We start from the raw sequence: 17,116 nt of genomic DNA, 5'->3' as shown, positions 1-17,116 counted from the left end.
GCCGCCCGGGCCTCAGACTGCACGACGGAAATCCACCTGCGCCGGCCGCCCCGGCAGCGCGAGGCTGGCCGTCTGCGCCAGCGTGGTCGCGACCACCTGCCCGGCGCGGATCACCGCCAGGCGCGTGGCGCGCAGGCGGATCGCCTCGATGGGGTCGCCGGCCTGCAGCAGCACCAGGTCGGCGCGGCAGCCGGGGGCGGTGCCGTAGCCTTCCAGCCCCAGGATGGCGGCCGGCACGGTGGTGACGGCCTCGAAGCACTGGCGCATCGCGTCCTGTCCCGTCATCTGCGCGACGTGCAGGCCCATGTGGGCCACTTCCAGCATGTCCGCGCTGCCCAGGCCGTACCACGGGTCCATCACGCAGTCGTGGCCGAAGGCCACCGGGATGCCGGCGGCGAGCAGCTCGGGCACGCGGGTCATGCCGCGGCGCTTAGGGTAGGTGTCGTGCCGGCCCTGCAGCGTGATGTTGATCAGCGGGTTGGCGATCGCGGCCACGCCCGCCTCGCGCATCAGCGGGATCAGCTTGGAGACGTAGTAGTTGTCCATCGAGTGCATGGACGTCAGGTGCGAGCCCGCCACCCGGCCTTGCAGGCCCAGGCGCTGCGTGTGACAGGCCAGCGTCTCGATGTGGCGCGACAGCGGGTCGTCGGACTCGTCGCAGTGCATGTCCACGCGCAGCCCGCGCTCGGCGGCGAGCTCGCACAGCAGGCGCACCGACTCGGCGCCGTCGGCCATGGTGCGCTCGAAGTGCGGGATGCCGCCGACCACGTCCACGCCCATGTCCAGCGCGCGGCGCAGGTTGTCGAACGCGCCGGGCGAGCGCAGCACGCCGTCCTGCGGGAAGGCCACCAGCTGCAGGTCCAGGTAGGGCTTCACGCGCTCGCGCACGTGCAGCAGAGCTTCCACCGCGAGCAGCCGCGGGTCGCAGACGTCCACGTGCGAGCGGATCGCCAGCAGCCCGCGCGCCACCGCCCAGTCGCAGTAGGCCAGCGCCCGCTCGACCAGCGCCTCCTGGGTGAGCAGGGGTTTCAGCTCGCCCCACAGCGCGATGCCTTCGAGCAGCGTGCCGGACTGGTTCACGCGCGGCATGCCGTAGCTGAGCGTGGAGTCCATGTGGAAGTGGGCGTCGACGAAGGGCGGCGTCACCAGCTGTCCGGCCGCGTCGATCTCCTGGCCGGCCTGGGCGGCCAGCGCGGGTTCGACCGCGACGATGCGGCCGCCGGCGATGCCGACGTCCTGCCCGGTGCGGCCGTCGGGCAGGGTGCAGCGACGCAGGATGAGGTCGAGCATCAGCGCTCTCCTTTGCGATAGGGTTTCATCAGGGCCTGGGGATACGACGCGCGCCGGGCCATCACGACCAGCGCGAGGATGGACAACGCATAGGGCAGCATCAGGTAGACCTGATAGGGCACGGCCCAGCCGCCCAGCGTCTGGCCGCCCTGCTGCAGGCGCAGCTGCAGCGCGTCGAACGCGGCGAACAGCAGCGCCCCGAGCAGCGCCTTGCCCGGCCGCCACGAGGCGAACACCACCAGCGCGACGCAGATCCAGCCCCGGCCGTTGACCATGTTGATGAAGAAGGCGTTGAAGGCCGACAGGGTCAGGAAGGCCCCCGCCACGCCCATCAGCGCCGAGCCGGCCACCACCGCGCCGGTGCGCAGGCCCAGCACGCTCAGGCCCTGCCCTTCGGCTGCGGCCGGATTCTCGCCGACCATGCGCACCGCCAGGCCCACCGGCGTGCGGTACAGCACCCAGGCCACCACCGGCACCAGCGCGATCGCCAGCAGCGTCAGCGCCGTCTGCGCGCCCAGCACCGGCCCGAGCACCGGGATACCGGACAGCGCCTCCAGCGGCGCAAACGGCGTGATCGTGGGCGGCGTGTCCACCTTGGGGAAGCTGACGCGGTAGGCAAAGTACGACAGGCTCGTGGCCAGCAGCGTCACGCCCAGGCCGGCCACGTGCTGCGACAGCGCCAGGCCCACGGTCAGCGCGGCGTGCAGCAGCCCGAAGGCCATGCCGACCACGGCCGCGGCCAGCACCCCGCCCCACAGGCCCGCGCCCTGGTAGGCCGCGAACCAGCCGGCGAACGCGCCGGCCACCATGATGCCCTCGATGCCGAGGTTGAGCACGCCGGCGCGCTCGCACAGCAGCACGCCGAGCGTCCCCAGGATCAGCGGCGTCGCCACGCGCAGCACCGCGATCCAGAACGGGGCCGAGGCCAGGATGTCGAAGAACTCGCTCATGCCCGCCCCCACTTCACGCGGTAGCGGACCAGCAGCGAGGCCACCAGCATGGACAGCAGCGCCAGCGCGACGATCACGTCCGAGAGGTACGTGGGCACGCCGATCGCGCGGCTCATGCTGTCGGCGCCCACCAGCACGCCGGCGACGAACACGGCCGCGGCCACGACGCCGAGCGGATGCAGCCCGGCCAGCATCGCGATCACGATGCCGGAGTAGCCGTAGCCCGGCGACATGTCCAGCGTCAGGTAGCTGGTGCGCCCGGCCACCTCGCCGACGCCGGCCAGGCCCGCGAGCGCGCCGGACAGCAGCGCGGTGCGCAGCATGACGCTGCGCACGTCGAAGCCGGCGAAGGCGGCGGCGCGCGCGTTCGCGCCCACCGCCCGCATCGCCAGCCCGAAGGTGGTGTAGCGGTTCACCGCCCACAGGATCACCGCCAGCGCGCAGGCCAGCAGCAGCCCGCTGTGCACGCGCGAGCGCTCCAGCAGGCGCGAGAACTCCAGCTCCGGGATCATCGCCACGCTCTGCGGCCAGCCCATCGCGAGCGGGTCCTTCATCGGCCCGTCCAGCATCATCGAGACGAACAGCAGCGTGATGAAGTTGAGCAGCAGCGTGGTCACCACCTCGTCGACCCCCAGCCGCACCTTGAGCCATGCAGGCCCGAGCAGCAGCAGCGCGCCGGCCAGCGCCCCGGCCGCGACCATCAGCACGAACAGCAGCGCCAGCGGCAGGTCGATCGCGCCCGAGGCATGCTGGCCGCCGACGGCGATCGCCGCCAGCGCCCCGGCGTACAGCTGCCCTTCGGCGCCGATGTTGAACAGCCGCGCGCGGAAGGCCACGGCCGCGGCCAGCCCGGTGAGGATCAACGGCGTGGCGCGGGTGAGCGTCTCGGTGATCGCGAAGCGGCTGCCGAAGGCGCCTTCGAACAGCAGCGCGTAGGCACGACCGACCGGGGCGTCCGCCCAGGTGACCAGCCCGGCGCCGAGCAGCAGCGTGGCCAGCACCGCGACGAAGGGCGCGGCCAGCTGCCAGGCCAGCGACGGCTGCGGGCGCAGTTCAAGCCGCATCGCGCACCTCCTGCGCCGAGGGTGCATCGGCGCCGGCCATCGCCAGGCCCAGCGCGGCGAGCGTCCAGTCCCCGGTCGGGCGCGCCGGGCCGAGCCGCCCGTGGTGGATCACCGCGACGCGGTCGGACAGGGCCAGGATCTCGTCCAGGTCCTCGGACATCAGCAACACGGCCGCGCCCTGCACGGTCGCGTCGAGCAGGCACTGGTGCACGTAGGCCACCGCGCCCACGTCCAGGCCCCAGGTGGGCTGGTTCGCGACCACCAGCACCGGCGGGCGCGGCCCGCCGACGGCCAGCGCCCGGCCGAGGATGAGCTTCTGCATGTTGCCGCCCGACAGCGCCCGCACCGGCGCGTCCAGCCCGCCGCCGCGCACGTCGAAGCGCTGCACCAGGTCGGCGGCGAACTGCCTCGCGGCGCGCTGGCGCACGAAGCCAAAGCGGGAAAAGGCCGTCGTGTGCAGGCGCTCGGCAATCGCGTTCTCCCACAGCGGCAGGTCGCCGACCACGCCGACCGCATGGCGGTCCTCGGGGATGCGGGCCACGCCGGCGCGCACCCAGGCCGAAGGCGTGGCGGGCAGCGCCTGGCCGGCCACCGCAAGCCGCCCCTGCCGGGGCGGGAGCAGGCCGCACAGCAGCCCGGCCAGCGTCTCCTGCCCGTTGCCGGCCACGCCGGCGATGCCGACCACCTCGCCGGCGCGCACGCGCAGGTCCACCTCGTGCAGCGGCGGGTGGCCCGGCACGCTCACGCGCTCCAGCACCAGCACCTCGTCGCCGGGGGCGCGGCGCTCGCGCCGGGGCATGCGCACGCTGCGGCCCACCATCAGCTCGGCCAGCTCCGCCTTGCTGCAGCCGGCCGCCTCGCGCACCGCGACCAGCCGGCCTGCGCGCAGCACCGCGACGCGATGCGAGACGCGCAGCACCTCGTCGAGCTTGTGGCTGATGAAGACGATGGACAGCCCCTGCGCGACCAGCTGCTGCAGCGTCGCAAACAGCGACTCGCTTTCCTGCGGGGTGAGCACCGCGGTGGGCTCGTCCAGGATCAGGATGCGGGCGCCGCGCACCAGCGCCTTGAGGATCTCGACGCGCTGGCGCTCGCCCACCGACAGGTCGCCCACGCGCGCCTCGGGCCGCACCTGCAGGCCGAAGCGCTGCGCGGCATCGAGCAGGCGCTCGCGCATCGCCGCACGCTGCGAGGACGGCCGCCACAGCGGCTCGGTGCCGAGCAGCACGTTGTCCAGCACGCTGAGGTTGTCGGCCAGCGTGAAGTGCTGGTGCACCATGCCGATGCCCGCGGCCAGCGCGGCCTTAGGCTGGCCGGGCGGCAGCTGCCGGCCGCACACCTCGATGTGCCCGGCGTCGGCCACGTAGTGGCCGAACAGGATGGACACCAGCGTGCTCTTGCCCGCGCCGTTCTCGCCGAGCAGCGCGAGCACCTCGCCGGGCCCGAGGTCCAGCGAGATGTCGTCGTTGGCCACCAACGCGCCGAAGCGCTTGGTGATGCCGTGCAGGCGCAGGACCGGCGCGGCCGCGGAGGTCGTGGCGGTCACCTGGAGGACTTCGGCTCGCTGTCGTTGACCTTCACGGTGAACTTGCCCTCGAGGATGGCCTTCTCGCGGGCGCGCACCTTGGCCATCACCTCGGCCGGCACCTTGCCCTCGAAGGTGCCCAGCGGGGCGAGCTCCGAGCCCTTGTGCTTCATCATCGAGTACGGGCCGTAGTCCTCGGCGGTGAACTGACCGGCCTTGACCTTGGCGATCGCGGCATCGACGGTGGGTTCCATGTTCCACAGCGCCGAGGCCACCACGGTCTCGGGGTACTGGTCCTGGGTGTTGATGACGTTGCCGATCGCGAGCTTGCCGCGCTCCTTGGCCGCGTCCGAGACGCCGAAGCGCTCGGCGTAGAGCACGTCGGCGCCCTTGTCGATCATCGCGAAGGCGGCTTCCTTCGCCTTGGGCGGGTCGAACCAGGAACCGATGAAGCTCACCGTGAACTTCACGTTGGGGTTGATCTCGCGCGCGCCGTCCATGAAGGCGTGCATCAGGCGGTTGACCTCGGGGATGGGGTAGCCGCCCACCATGCCGATGTGGCCGGTCTTGCTCATGCCGGCGGCGATCATGCCGGTGAGGTAGGCCGGCTCCTGGATGTAGTTGTCGAACACCGAGAAGTTGGGCGCCTGCGGCTTGCCCGACGATCCCATCAGGAAGGCGGTCTTCGGGTAGTCGCGCGCGACCTTGCGGGCCGCCGCCTCGACGCCGAACACCTCGCCCAGGATCAGCTGGTGGCCGGCCTCGGCGTACTGGCGCATCACGCGCTCGTAGTCGGCGTTGGCGACGTTCTCGGAGAACACGTACTCGATCTCGCCGCGTGCCTTGGCGGCGTTGAGCGCCTTGTGGATGCGCGAGACCCATTGCTGCTCGACCGGCACGGTGTAGATGCCCGCCACCTTGAGCTTCGCCTGGGCATGGGCGGGCAAGGTGGCCAGTCCGGAACAGGCAGCCGCGAGCGCCAGGCCGGCGGCAAGCAGGGTACGACGGGTGGAAGTGGTCATCGCTGGGTCCTTTCGGGGGTGGGGAGGAAGATGTCGGGGCCGGACGAGCGCAAGAAGCGTACCCACTCAGCCGCCCGCCGGCAGCGGTGTCAACCCGCAGCCGCGCAGCACGAACCCGAGCACGTGGTCGGTGGCGCGCTCGAGCTGCGCCTCGTCCAGGTGCGCCGTGCCCAGCACCGCACACACCTGGGACTCGAAATCGGCATAGGTCTGGGTCGCCGCCCAGATCGTGAAGAACAGGTGCGTGCTGTCCACCGGGGCCATGCGCCCCTGCGCGATCCAGGCATCGATCACGCGGGCCTTTGCCTCGACGAGCGCGCGCAGCTCGGTGCGCAGGATGTCGCCGATCTCGCCGGCGCCGTGCAGCAGCTCGTTGGCGAAGGTGCGCGAGGCGTCCGGCCGCTCGGCCGTCCAGCGCATCTTGGCGCGCACGTAGTGCGACAGCGCCTCGCGCGGGTCGGCGTCTTCGGTGATGCGGTCGGTGTCGGACAGCCACAGCGCCAGGATGTTGAGCAGCACCGCGCGGTACAGCGCCTGCTTGCTGCGGAAGTAGTAGTGCAGGTTGGCCTTGGGCAGCCCGGCGCGCGCGGCGATCTCGGCCATCGTCGCGCCGCCGAAGCCGGCCCGCGCGAACACCGTCTCGGCGGCCTTCAGGATGCCGGCCTCGGCGGCCTGGCGGATGCGGCCCTTGGGCGCGGCCGCCCCGCCCTCGCGCGGTGGGCGCCGCCCGGTCCCGGCGTGCGCGTGCGACCCGCCGCGGTGCGGCGAGGACGCGGCGGGTCGCGGTGCGGGTGCGGCCTGGCTCATCGCGGTCGCCCGGGGCTACCTGGTGCCGAACATGCGGTCGCCCGCATCACCCAGGCCCGGCACGATGTAGCCGTGCTCGTTGAGCCGCTCGTCGATCGCCGCCACCGCGATCGGCACGTCCGGATGTGCGGCCCGCACCGCCTCGATGCCCTCGGGCGAGGCGAGCAGGTTGACCAGCTTGAGGCTGGTCACGCCCACCTCCTTGAGGCGGCTGAGGGCGGCGATGGCCGAGTTGCCGGTGGCCAGCATCGGGTCGACCACGATGACCAGGCGGTCCTGGATGTCGTCGGGCACCTTGAAGTAGTACTCCACCGGTTCCAGCGTCTCGGGGTCGCGGTACAGGCCGATGTGGCCGATGCGGGCGCCGGGCAGCAGCTCGATCATCCCGTCGAGCATGCCGTTGCCGGCGCGCAGGATGGAGACCAGGCACAGCTTCTTGCCGCTGATCACCGGTGCCTCGCAGCTGGCCACCGGCGTGCGGATCGTGATCCGCTCGGTCGGCAGGTCGCGCGTCACCTCGTAGGCCAGCATCGCGGCGATCTCGCGCACCAGGCGGCGGAAGTTGTCGGTGGTGGTGTCCTCGCTGCGCACGTAGGTGAGCTTGTGCTGCAGCAGCGGGTGGTCGACGACGTGGACGAAGGTCATGCTTGCTCCTGTGGGTCAGAACACGGTGCCGTCGCTGACGAGGCGCAGGGGCGGGCCGCCCCCGGGGCGGCGTTCGGCCGCGGCACGCCGCCCGGCCGCCCAAGTGCCGCCTTCCAGCACCCGCGCCAGCGGAAACTGCACTTCGGTCAGGCCCAGCCGGCGGCGCACCTCGGCGACGAGGCGGTCCAGCGCGATCACGGTCACGGCGCGCCATTCGACGACGGCCTCGCTGTCGACGGTCCAGGTCGCCTCGAAGAACCCGGGATCGCGTGGCTGCAGCAGGCCCAGGTCCAGCAGCAGGCCGCCGTTGCGGTACTCGGGCAGCCCGGTCAGCGCATCCAGCCCCGTGACCACCAACCCCGCGTCCTCGAGCGGCTCGAGCAGCGAGTAGGTCAGCCACTGGGTCAGCTTGTGGAAAGGCACCAGCCCGCCGCTGGCGGCCGGATGGCGCCAGCAGTCGCCGAGCGACACGCCGTCCAGCCCGATGCGGCCCGGCCACACCGGCCCGAGCGCGCGCAGCAGCGTGGCCAGCACCAGGCCCGCCTCGATGCGGCCGTCCGTCGCGTGGGCCTCGAGGAAGTCCAGCAGGTGCCCGAGCCGCCCCGCCGGGCCGAACACGGCGGGCGTGGCCTGTACCACCTCGCCGAGCCGGCGCAACAGCGCGGCGCGGCCTTCCAGCCCCACCAGCGGGTTGTCCTCGCGCACCTGGAAGCCGGCGGCCAGGCGCTGCGGCGTCATGCGCGCCAGCGCCGCCGCCTCGCTGCGCAGCGGCTGCGCGGGATGCGCCGAGAACGCCCCGGATGCAAACAGGTCCAGGCTTGCCACCGCGAGCCCTTCGGAACGCGCCAGCGTCTGGCCGGCCACGGCGTCGACATAGCGCCAGTCCGGGCCGGCGCCGGCATCGAGCAGCACGCTCGGGATCACCAGGTCGATGCGCACCCGCGCCCGCTCGCGCACGTCCGCGTCGAGCCCGGCCTCGCCGGCGAGCCGCGCCCAGCGGTCCACGCCGCCTGCCTCGAAGTGGCGCCAGCGGCTGTGGTACGGCACCGCCAGCGACGGGTAGTGCCGCCGGATGGTGTCGACGACATAGGCCGCGGTGTCGGCCAGCCGTTCGGGGTGCCAGCTGAAATGGGCCGAATGCCCGGCTTCCACCCAGGCCATCACCTCGGCGCAGTGCGTGCGCACCGCCTCGGCGCCGAGCAGCGGCGCGGCGGGGTGCTGCGGCGGCACCGGCGTGTGCCAGCCCGGGCCGTGGGCCAGCGCGTGGGGGGTGTGGCTCATCCCGCCTCCCTCATTCGTCCAGCCCGCGCCCCTTGGGCACGGCCAGCTCCGACGGGTCGGGGGTGTAGGTCGAGAAGTAGCCCGCGGCCTTCTTCGCGTCGATCTCGACGCGCGCATCGGCCGGGATCAGCTCCTCGGGAATCGGCACGCGCTCGACCACCTCGATGCCGGCGGCGGTCAGCGCGCCGTGCTTCATGTTGCTCATCGAGGCCCAGCGGTCGATGCGCGTGATGCCCAGCCAGTGGAAGACGTCCGGCGTGAGCTCCTGGAAGCGCATGTCCTGCACGCCCGCGACGCACTCGGTGCGCAGGAAGTAGGTCTCGGCGCGGTCGCCGCCTTCCTGGCGCTTGCGCGCGTTGTAGACCAGGAACTTGGTGACCTCGCCCAGCGCGCGGCCTTCCTTGCGGTTGTAGACCACCAGGCCCACGCCGCCCTGCTGCGCCATCTCGATGCACACCTCGATGCCGTGCGCCAGGTACGGGCGGCAGGTGCAGATGTCCGAGCCGAACACGTCCGAGCCGTTGCACTCGTCGTGCAGGCGGCAGGCGATGCGGGTCTGCGGCCGCCCCAGGCGCGTGACGTCGCCGAACATGTACAGCGTCATGCCGCCGATGGGCGGCAGGAAGACCTTGAGGTCGGGCCGCGTCACCAGCTCCGGGAACATGCCCGCGGTCTGCTCGAACAGGCAGCGCCGCAGCGCGCTTTCCTTGACGCCGAAGCGCTTGGCGATCCCGGGCAGGTACCACACCGGCTCGATCGCGGCCTTGGTCACGCGCACGTCGCCGTTGGCCATCAGGATCTCGCCGTCGGGCTTGAGCCGGCCCGCGGCGATCGCGTCCTTCAGCTCGGGCATGTTGATGTGGGCGCGCGTGACCGCGATGGTCGGCCGCACGTCCACGCCTGCGGCCAGCGGCTCGGCGAACTCGGTGGCGACCATGTGGCCCCAGGGGTCCAGCGAGACGATCAGGTCCGGGTCGCTCCACTGGGGGAAGGGGCCGATGTTGACCGCCGGCGCGGTGTTGGTGAGGTCGGGCCTGTGGTCGCGCCTCAGCGCCCCCGAGGCCACCGCCAGCGCCCGGTACACCGCGTAGGAGCCCGAGTGCGAACCGATCACGTTGCGGTGCGCGGGGTTGGTCAGGCTGGCCACCAGCGGACCGCGCTCCTTCGCCGTGGGAGCCCCCCAGCGGATGTCCAGCGACGAGGCGTCGCGCCGGGGGTGGGACGTCAGGACGATGTGGGCGGACATGGGTTCCTCCTCCGACGACCCGGCCGCCGCCCCGGGCCCTGCGCCCGGAACCTGACCGGATGGTCAACTTTGCGCCCGTTCAAGCAACCCCGATGCCAGCACGAACCCGGCCGGCCGCCCCGCCCTCGCCCCAGTCCGGTGCCTGCCCGGCCCGTTCCCGGCGCACCGGCGGCACGGGGCCGCACCGCTTCGATGCAACGCGCCCGCGCTTGTCCCTGCCGCGCGCCGGGAAAAGGTGGACGCGCGATGCTGCGCCCGATCGACCGCCGCCGGGGGTGCCATGCTGCCAGTCTCTGCCGCCGCCATGCTCCGCCGTCGCCTGCGCCCTGCCCGCCCCCGCCGGCGGCGCTTCGCCGGCCTGGTGCTGGGCCTGCTGCTCGGGGCGGGCCTGCCGGCGGCGGCGCAGCAACCACCCGCCGGCGACGAGGAGGAAGCCGCCGTGGTCGAGCAGGCCCGGGTGCTGCGCCAGGTCAGCGCCTCGGTGGTCGGCGTGCGCGCGCTGGCCGCGCCCGATGCGGCCTCCAGCGAAAGCCTCGGGCAGGTACGCCAGGGCTCGGGCGTCGTGATCGACGCGCAGGGGCTGGTGCTGACGATCGGCTACCTGGTCCTGGAGGCCGACAAGGTCGACCTGCTGCTGCCCGACGGGCGCGCGCTGCCCGGCCGCGTGGTGGCGTACGACCTGGCCACCGGCTTCGCCCTGGTGCAGCCGGTGGTGCCGGTGCAGCTGGTGCCCGCGCCGCTGGGGCAGTCCGGCGGGCTGGACACCGAGGAGCCCTACGTGATCGCCACCGGCGGCCCGGACGGCGCGATGAGCGTCGCGCAGGTGGTGTCGCAGCGGCCGTTCTCCGGTTACTGGGAGTACCACGTCGAGGACGCGATCTTCACCGTGCCGCCGCGCCCCGACCACAGCGGCGCCGGCCTGTTCAACGCGCGCGGCGAGCTGCTGGGCATCGGCTCGCTGTTCGTGATGGAGGCGCTCGGCCCCGGGCGCCACCAGCCGGGCAACATGTTCGTGCCGGTCGACCTGTACAAGGCGGTGCAGGACGAGCTGCGCCGCCACGGCGCCTCGCGCCGCAGCACGCGCGCCTGGCTGGGGGCGCACTGCGTCGACCACCAGGGCCTGGTGCGCGTGGTGCGGGTGCAGGCCGGCAGCCCGGCCGAAGCCGCCGGCCTGCAGCCGGGCGACGTGATCCTCAAGCTCGACGGCGAGCCGGTCGGCCGCCTGGAGGCGTTCTACCGGCGACTGTGGAGCGACCCCCGCGCCGAACGCGAGGTGACGCTGGAGGTCGGCCGCGGCGCCGGGTTGCTCACGCTCACCGCGCGCACCGCCGACCGCATGAAGACGCTGCGCCGCGCGCGGGGCATCTGAGCCGGCGCCCGCTCAGGCCAGCCCCTCGCGCACCGTCGGGTAACGCAGCCGCAGGCGCAGCTCGCGCTTGAGCCGGTCGTTGCGCAGCCGCCGCGACTCGGCCAGGAACGACAGCTGCGCCGGCGACAGCCGCTGCGCCGCCTCGGCGCGGCCGATGCGCGCCGGCGGCGGCAGCCCGCACAGCCGGGCCACCAGCTCGAAGTAATCGCCCATCTTCAGCTCGGTGTCGTCGCACACGTGCACCACGCGCTGCGGGCGGCCGCGCCACAGCGCCGCCGCGCAGGCGCGCGCCAGGTCGTCGGCGTGGATGTGGTTGGTATAGACGTCCTCCTCGGGCACCAGCACCGGCGTGCCGCGCCGCAGCCGCTCGCGCGGGTCGCCGCCGGGACGCTCCGGCGCGTAGATGCCGGGGATGCGCAGGATGGTCACCCGCGCGCCGACCGCCCGGCCCCACCAGCGCACCCGCTGCTCGGCATCGACGCGGCGCCGCGCGCGCGCCGTGGCCGGGGCCACCGGGCGCGTCTCGTCGAAGCGCGCGCCCTGCGCGTCGCCGTACACCCCGGTGGTGCTCGCGTAGACCAGCACGCCGGGGGCCCCGCGGCGCGCCAGCGCCCGCAACAGCGCCGCGGTGCGCGGGTCGGTGTCGCCCTCGGCCGGCGGCGGCGCGAGGTGCAGCACCGCGTCGGCCAGCCCGGCCAGGCGGTGCAGCGTGGCCGGATCGTCCAGGTTGCCGACCAGCGGCACCGCGCCCAGCGCGCGCAGCTCGGCGCAACGCCGTGGCTGCGAGGTCAGCGCGCAGACGCGCCAGCGCGAGGCGAGCAGGCGCAGCACGCGCCGCCCGATGTCGCCGCAGCCGACGATCAGCAGGCGCGGGCGGCGCCGCAGGGTGGAAGACGTCTGGGTCATGCGTCGCTCACGGTGTCATCCGGGGGCCGGCCCGGTTCCGGGGCAAAATGTCGGGTTTCGCAGTTTATGAGCCAGGAGAGCCTCCGATGACCTTCACCGTGACCGTGCAGCCCAGCGGCCACACCTTCGAGGTGCAACGCGACGAGACCGTGCTCGCCGCCGCCATCCGCCAGGGCGTGGGCCTGCCCTACGGCTGCAAGGACGGCGCCTGCGGGTCCTGCAAGAGCCGCCTGCTCGAAGGCCGCGTGATCCATGGCGCCCACCAGGTGAAGGCCATGTCGCCGGCCGAGGAAGAAGCGGGCTACACGCTGACCTGCTGCGCCACGCCGCAGACCGACATCGTGATCGAGTCGCGCGAGGTGGTGGGGGCCGGCCAGTTCCCGGTGCGCAAGATGCCCTGCCGCGTCGCCGCGATCGAGAAGCGCGCCCCGGACGTGGCCGTGCTGCGCCTGCAGCTGCCGGCCAACGACCAGCTGCAGTACCACGCCGGCCAGTACATCGAGTTCATCCTGCGCGACGGCACGCGCCGCAGCTACTCGATGGCCAACGCGCCGCACACCCAGGCCGAGCAGCCGGGCATCGAGCTGCACATCCGCCACATGCCCGGCGGCAAGTTCACCGACCACGTGTTCAACACGATGAAGGAAAAGGAGATCCTGCGCCTGGAAGGCCCGTTCGGCAGCTTCTTCCTGCGCGAGGATTCCGACAAGCCCGTCGTGCTGCTGGCCTCGGGCACCGGCTTCGCGCCGATCAAGGCCATCATCGAGCACATGCAGCACAAGGGCATCACCCGCCCCGCGGTGCTGTACTGGGGCTGCCGCAGCCGCGCCGACCTGTACCTGCACGAGTGGGCCGAGCAGGCCGCCGCGGCCATGCCCAACCTGACCTACGTGCCGGTGTTGTCCGAGCCCAAGCCCGAGGACCAGTGGAGCGGCCGCACCGGCTTCGTCCACCAGGCCGTGCTGCAGGACCTGCCGGACCTGTCCGGCCACCAGGTCTACGCGTGCGGCGCGCCGGTGATGGTGGAGGCTGCCCAGCGCGACTTCGTCGCCCACGCCGGCCTGCCGGCCGAGGAGTTCTACGCCGACGCCTTCACCAGCGAGGCGGACAAGCACTGAGGCCCGTGCCGGGGCGGCGGACTCCGGGCACACCCTCCCTGCGGGCGGGCGCCGGACGCGCCATACTGGCGGACTGTGTTCCGCTTCCTGCGGGCGCTCGCGCGCCCTGTCCACGATGAACCGACGACTCTGGCTGCAAACCCACGTCGCCCTGGCCGGCGCCCTGGCCTTTCCCGCGCTGCTGCACGCGCAGTCCGACCCGCCGATCAAGCTGGTCGTGCCCTACCCGCCCGGCGGGCCGCTGGATGCGATCGCGCGGCTGCTGGCCGAGAAGGCCCGTGACGCACTGGGCAACGTGATCGTCGAGAACCGGCCCGGCGCCGGCGGCAACCTCGGCGCCGACCATGTCGCCAAGTCCGCGCCCGACGGCCACACCATCGTGATGGGCGCGGTGGCCACGCACGCGATCAACCCCTGGCTGTACGCGCGCGTGCCCTACGACCCGATCCGCGACTTCGCGCCGATCACGCTGGTGGCACGCGTGCCCAACGTGCTGGTGCTCAACGCCGAGACGGCCGCGCGGCTGAACATCAACTCGGTGCAGCAGCTGATCGCCTACGCTCGCGCCAACCCGGGACGCCTGAACTACGGCTCGGGCGGCAACGGCAGCGCCGGGCACCTGGCTGGCGAGATGTTCAAGAAGCAGGCCGGCATCAGCATGGTGCACATCCCCTACGCCGGCGGCGCGCCGGCGCAGATGGGGCTGCTGTCGGGCCAGGTGGACCTCAATTTCGACAACCTGGCCACGGCGTCGGCCAACATCCGTGCCGGCAAGCTCAAGGCCCTGGCGGTCACGACGCCGCAGCGCTCCAGCGCGATGCCCGAGCTGCCGACCATCGCCGAATCCGGCCTGCCCGGCTTCGCGGTGGACACCTGGTTCGGCCTGTTCGCGCCGGCGAAGACGCCGCAGGCGGTCATCGAGCGCCTGAACCAGGCCTTCGTCGCGGTGCTCAACGCGCCGGACGTCAAGGCCCGCTTCGCGTCCTTCCTGGCCGAGCCCTCGCCGACCACGCCGCAGCAGTTCGGCGAGTTCGTGAAGGCCGAGCTGGCCAAGTACGAGCAGGTGGTCAAGCTCAGCGGCGCGCGCATCGAGTGACGCGCCAGCTCCGGCACCCGTTGCCATGAACAAGGGCCGCCCGCAGGCGGCCCTTGTGCGTTCAGGAGCGGCCGGCAGGCCTCACTCGCCCAGGTAGGCGGCGCGCACCTTGGGATCGTTGAGCAGGGCCTTGGCGTCGCCGCTCATCGTGATCTCGCCCGAGTCCATCACGTAGCCGCGGTCGGCCAGCTGCAGCGCGCGGCTGGCGTTCTGCTCGACCAGCAGCATCGTCACGCCCTGCTGGTGGATGTCGCTGACGACCTCGAAGATCTTGTCGACCATGATCGGCGACAGGCCCATCGACGGCTCGTCCAGCAGCAGCAGCTTGGGGCGCGCCATCAGCGCGCGGCCCATCGCCAGCATCTGCTGCTCGCCGCCGGACATCGTGCCGGCGAGCTGGTTGCGGCGTTCCTTCAGGCGCGGGAAGAGCGCGAAGACCTTCTCGATGTCCTCCTCGATCTCCTTCTTGTCGTTGCGCGTGAAGGCGCCCATCAGCAGGTTCTCGGTGATGGTCATGCGGGTGAAGGTGCCGCGGCCTTCGGGCACCATCACCAGGCCCTGGCGCACCAGGTCCCAGGCCCCCTTGCCCCTGGTCGGCTGGCCCAGGTATTCGATCGAGCCGTCGGCCACCGGCAGGGTCGCGGTGATCGCCTTCAGCGTGGTGGTCTTGCCGGCACCGTTGGCACCGATCAGGCTCACGAGCTCGCCTTGCCGGACCTCGAGCGACGCGCCCTTGACGGCCTGGATGCCGCCGTAGGCCACGCGCAGGCCGCTGATCTTGAGGATGGTCTCGCTCATCTTGCGCTTCTTCCAGATCTTTGATCGTCAGTGTCCGGTGCCCGGCGCGCGCCTGTGACCGCGGGCCGGGATGCCGGACGTCGCACCGGTCGGTGCCTCAATGCGCCGCATGGCCGGCGCCGAGGTAGGCCTCGATCACCTTCTCGTTGCGCTGCACCTCGTAGGGCGTGCCCTCGGCGATCGCCTTGCCGTAGTCGAGCACGGTGACGCGGTCGCACAGGCCCATCACCAGCTTCACGTCGTGTTCGATCAGCAGGATGGTGCGGCCGTCCTTGCGGATGCGGTCGATCAGCTCGCGCAGCACCATCTTCTCGGTCGAGTTCATGCCTGCGGCCGGCTCGTCGAGCGCGACCAGCTTGGGGTCGGTGGCGAGCGCGCGTGCGATCTCCAGCCGACGCTGGTCGCCGTAGCTCAGCGTGCGGGCGCGGAAGTCGGCGTACTTGGCGATGCCCACGTACTCGAGCAGCTGCATCGCGCGCTCGCGGATCTGCTCTTCTTCCTCCTTGAACGCGCGGGTGCGGAAGATCGCGCCGATCAGCCCCGAGCGGGTGCGGATGTGGCGGCCGACCATCACGTTCTCGAGCGCGGTCATCTCCGGGAACAGGCGGATGTTCTGGAAGGTGCGCGCGATGCCCGCGCGCGCCACCTCGTGCACCGCCTCCGGCTTGTAGGGCTTGCCCTCCAGCTCGAAGGTGCCCGAGTCGGGCGTGTACAGCCCGGTGATCACGTTGAAGAAGGTCGTCTTGCCGGCGCCGTTGGGGCCGATCAGGCCGTAGACCTGGCCGCGCTTGATTTCCAGGCCGACGTCGCTGAGCGCCTGCAAGCCGCCGAAGCGCTTGGAAACGCCGCTGACCCTGAGGATGATGTCCTGTCGTTGTTCGCTCATGCCGTGCCCCTCACTTCGTCGCCGGCTGCGCGGCAGCCTTGCCATGTTCCGGCGCGGGCCACAGGCCGCGCGGACGCAGCAGCATCACGATGATCATCGCCAGCGCGATGAGCAGCTGGCGCAGGATGGCCGCATCCAGCCGCCCGTCGGTCATGTGCTGCAGCGGACCGGCCACGTAGCGCAGCACCTCGGGCAGCGCGGCCAGCAGCAGCGCACCCAGCACCACGCCCGGCAGGTGGCCCAGGCCGCCGAGCACGACCATCGCGACGATCATGATCGACTCCATCAGGCTGAACGACTCGGGCGAGATGAAGCCCTGGAAGGCGGCGAACATCGAGCCGGCCACGCCGCCGAAGGTCGCGCCCATCGCGAAGGCCAGCAGCTTGACGTTGCGCACGTTGATGCCCATGGCCTTGGCGGCGACGTCGTCCTCGCGGATCGCCATCCAGGCGCGGCCGATGCGGGAGTTCTCCAGCCGGTAGCAGATCCAGATGCTGACCAGCACGAGGAACATGAACAGGTAATAGTATTTGACGACCGGCGGTATCAGATATTCGCCGATGCGCATCGGTTTTCCGAAATCGAACCCGAACAGGCGCATCGAATCGATGCCGCTCAATCCGCGCGGACCGTTGGTGATGTTGATCGGGTATTCCATGTTGTTCATGAACACCCGGATGATTTCGCCGAAGCCCAGCGTCACGATCGCCAGGTAGTCGCCGCGCAGGCGCAGCACCGGCATGCCCAGCAGCACGCCGGCCAGCGCCGCCAGCCCCGCGGCCAGCGGCACGACCACCCAGATCGGCGTGTGCAGCCCGTTGGGGAACATCTGTGCGACTGCCGGAAAGGTTTCCCACAAGTGGGGCGAGGCCATCAGCGCGAACATGTAGGCGCCGACCGCGTAGAAGGCCACGTAGCCCAGGTCCAGAAGGCCGGCGTAGCCGACCACCACGTTCAGGCCCAGCGCCAGCATCACGTACAGCAGCGCCAGGTCGATGATGCGCACCCAGCCCTGGCCGAAGTAGAGCGCCACGTGCGGCAGCACCAGCAGGGCCACCCCGATCAGCACGAAGCTCAGCAGCTTGTTCTTTTGCAGCATGTCAGTGTCTCCCG

General features: G+C 72.0%; 16 protein-coding genes. 3 read left to right on the top strand and 13 right to left on the bottom strand.

Annotated features, from left to right (window positions below):
- Positions 1 to 12: 12 nt before the first annotated feature.
- The 9 genes from IS481_RS05670 to IS481_RS05630 all read right to left on the bottom strand — a co-directional run bounded on the left by IS481_RS05670 (position 13) and on the right by IS481_RS05630 (position 9,830).
- Entirely contained in the window at positions 13 to 1,290 is a 1,278-nt protein-coding gene (locus IS481_RS05670) for an amidohydrolase family protein (protein WP_104357562.1), read from the bottom strand.
- Positions 1,290 to 2,240 carry an ABC transporter permease gene (locus tag IS481_RS05665; RefSeq protein ID WP_104357631.1) on the bottom strand — a complete coding sequence of 317 codons (951 nt, stop codon included), beginning with the start codon at positions 2,238 to 2,240 and terminating at the stop codon, positions 1,290 to 1,292. Before IS481_RS05665 ends, IS481_RS05670 begins: the two co-directional genes overlap by 1 nt.
- Positions 2,237 to 3,304: an ABC transporter permease gene (locus tag IS481_RS05660; protein WP_104357561.1), complete on the bottom strand. Its 1,068-nt coding sequence runs from the start codon at positions 3,302 to 3,304 to the stop codon at positions 2,237 to 2,239. Before IS481_RS05660 ends, IS481_RS05665 begins: the two co-directional genes overlap by 4 nt.
- Positions 3,294 to 4,850, bottom strand: a complete 1,557-nt coding sequence (locus IS481_RS05655) for an ABC transporter ATP-binding protein (protein WP_104357560.1) — start codon at positions 4,848 to 4,850, stop codon at positions 3,294 to 3,296. The genes IS481_RS05660 and IS481_RS05655 overlap by 11 nt, the downstream gene beginning before the upstream one ends.
- The gene (locus IS481_RS05650) at positions 4,847 to 5,851 is read right to left on the bottom strand and encodes a BMP family protein (RefSeq protein ID WP_104357559.1); all 1,005 of its coding nucleotides are present in this window, start codon (positions 5,849 to 5,851) and stop codon (positions 4,847 to 4,849) included. Before IS481_RS05650 ends, IS481_RS05655 begins: the two co-directional genes overlap by 4 nt.
- A 66-nt stretch (positions 5,852 to 5,917) precedes the next feature.
- Complete coding sequence (locus IS481_RS05645; RefSeq protein WP_104357558.1) at positions 5,918 to 6,658, bottom strand: TetR/AcrR family transcriptional regulator; 741 nt, start codon at positions 6,656 to 6,658, stop codon at positions 5,918 to 5,920.
- A gap of 15 nt (positions 6,659 to 6,673) precedes the next feature.
- Positions 6,674 to 7,303, bottom strand: coding sequence for a uracil phosphoribosyltransferase (gene upp, locus IS481_RS05640; RefSeq protein ID WP_104357557.1), 630 nt, complete (start codon positions 7,301 to 7,303; stop codon positions 6,674 to 6,676).
- A 15-nt stretch (positions 7,304 to 7,318) separates the two neighbouring features.
- Positions 7,319 to 8,584, bottom strand: coding sequence for a DUF1688 family protein (locus tag IS481_RS05635; protein WP_104357556.1), 1,266 nt, complete (start codon positions 8,582 to 8,584; stop codon positions 7,319 to 7,321).
- A 10-nt stretch (positions 8,585 to 8,594) separates the two neighbouring features.
- Positions 8,595 to 9,830, bottom strand: coding sequence for a GTP cyclohydrolase II (locus IS481_RS05630; protein ID WP_104357555.1), 1,236 nt, complete (start codon positions 9,828 to 9,830; stop codon positions 8,595 to 8,597).
- 304 nt (positions 9,831 to 10,134) lie between these two features.
- Between IS481_RS05630 and IS481_RS05625 the strand changes: the two genes are divergently transcribed.
- Complete coding sequence (locus IS481_RS05625) at positions 10,135 to 11,199, top strand: S1C family serine protease (RefSeq protein WP_114699287.1); 1,065 nt, start codon at positions 10,135 to 10,137, stop codon at positions 11,197 to 11,199.
- A gap of 12 nt (positions 11,200 to 11,211) precedes the next feature.
- Here IS481_RS05625 and IS481_RS05620 read toward each other — a convergent pair whose 3' ends face one another.
- A complete protein-coding gene (locus IS481_RS05620; protein ID WP_104357553.1) occupies positions 11,212 to 12,105 on the bottom strand; it encodes an NAD-dependent epimerase/dehydratase family protein in 894 nt (297 codons plus the stop codon).
- An 86-nt stretch (positions 12,106 to 12,191) separates the two neighbouring features.
- On the opposite strand from IS481_RS05620, the gene IS481_RS05615 reads away from it, so the two are divergent.
- Positions 12,192 to 13,223: a CDP-6-deoxy-delta-3,4-glucoseen reductase gene (locus IS481_RS05615; protein WP_104357552.1), complete on the top strand. Its 1,032-nt coding sequence runs from the start codon at positions 12,192 to 12,194 to the stop codon at positions 13,221 to 13,223.
- Positions 13,224 to 13,338: 115 nt separating this feature from the next.
- Positions 13,339 to 14,319, top strand: coding sequence for a Bug family tripartite tricarboxylate transporter substrate binding protein (locus tag IS481_RS05610; protein ID WP_104357551.1), 981 nt, complete (start codon positions 13,339 to 13,341; stop codon positions 14,317 to 14,319).
- Between the two features lie 81 nt (positions 14,320 to 14,400).
- Here IS481_RS05610 and IS481_RS05605 read toward each other — a convergent pair whose 3' ends face one another.
- From IS481_RS05605 to IS481_RS05595, 3 genes are all read right to left on the bottom strand, one after another.
- Positions 14,401 to 15,117 carry an ABC transporter ATP-binding protein gene (locus tag IS481_RS05605; protein ID WP_104357550.1) on the bottom strand — a complete coding sequence of 239 codons (717 nt, stop codon included), beginning with the start codon at positions 15,115 to 15,117 and terminating at the stop codon, positions 14,401 to 14,403.
- Between the two features lie 97 nt (positions 15,118 to 15,214).
- The gene (locus IS481_RS05600; RefSeq protein ID WP_104357549.1) at positions 15,215 to 16,003 is read right to left on the bottom strand and encodes an ABC transporter ATP-binding protein; all 789 of its coding nucleotides are present in this window, start codon (positions 16,001 to 16,003) and stop codon (positions 15,215 to 15,217) included.
- 10 nt (positions 16,004 to 16,013) lie between these two features.
- The gene (locus tag IS481_RS05595) at positions 16,014 to 17,102 is read right to left on the bottom strand and encodes an ABC transporter permease subunit (protein WP_104357548.1); all 1,089 of its coding nucleotides are present in this window, start codon (positions 17,100 to 17,102) and stop codon (positions 16,014 to 16,016) included.
- Positions 17,103 to 17,116: the final 14 nt, after the last annotated feature.

Origin of the sequence: Caldimonas thermodepolymerans, assembly GCF_015476235.1 — a bacterium.
Lineage (GTDB): Bacteria > Pseudomonadota > Gammaproteobacteria > Burkholderiales > Burkholderiaceae_C > Caldimonas > Caldimonas thermodepolymerans.
This window is presented reverse-complemented; position numbering and strand designations above follow the sequence as displayed.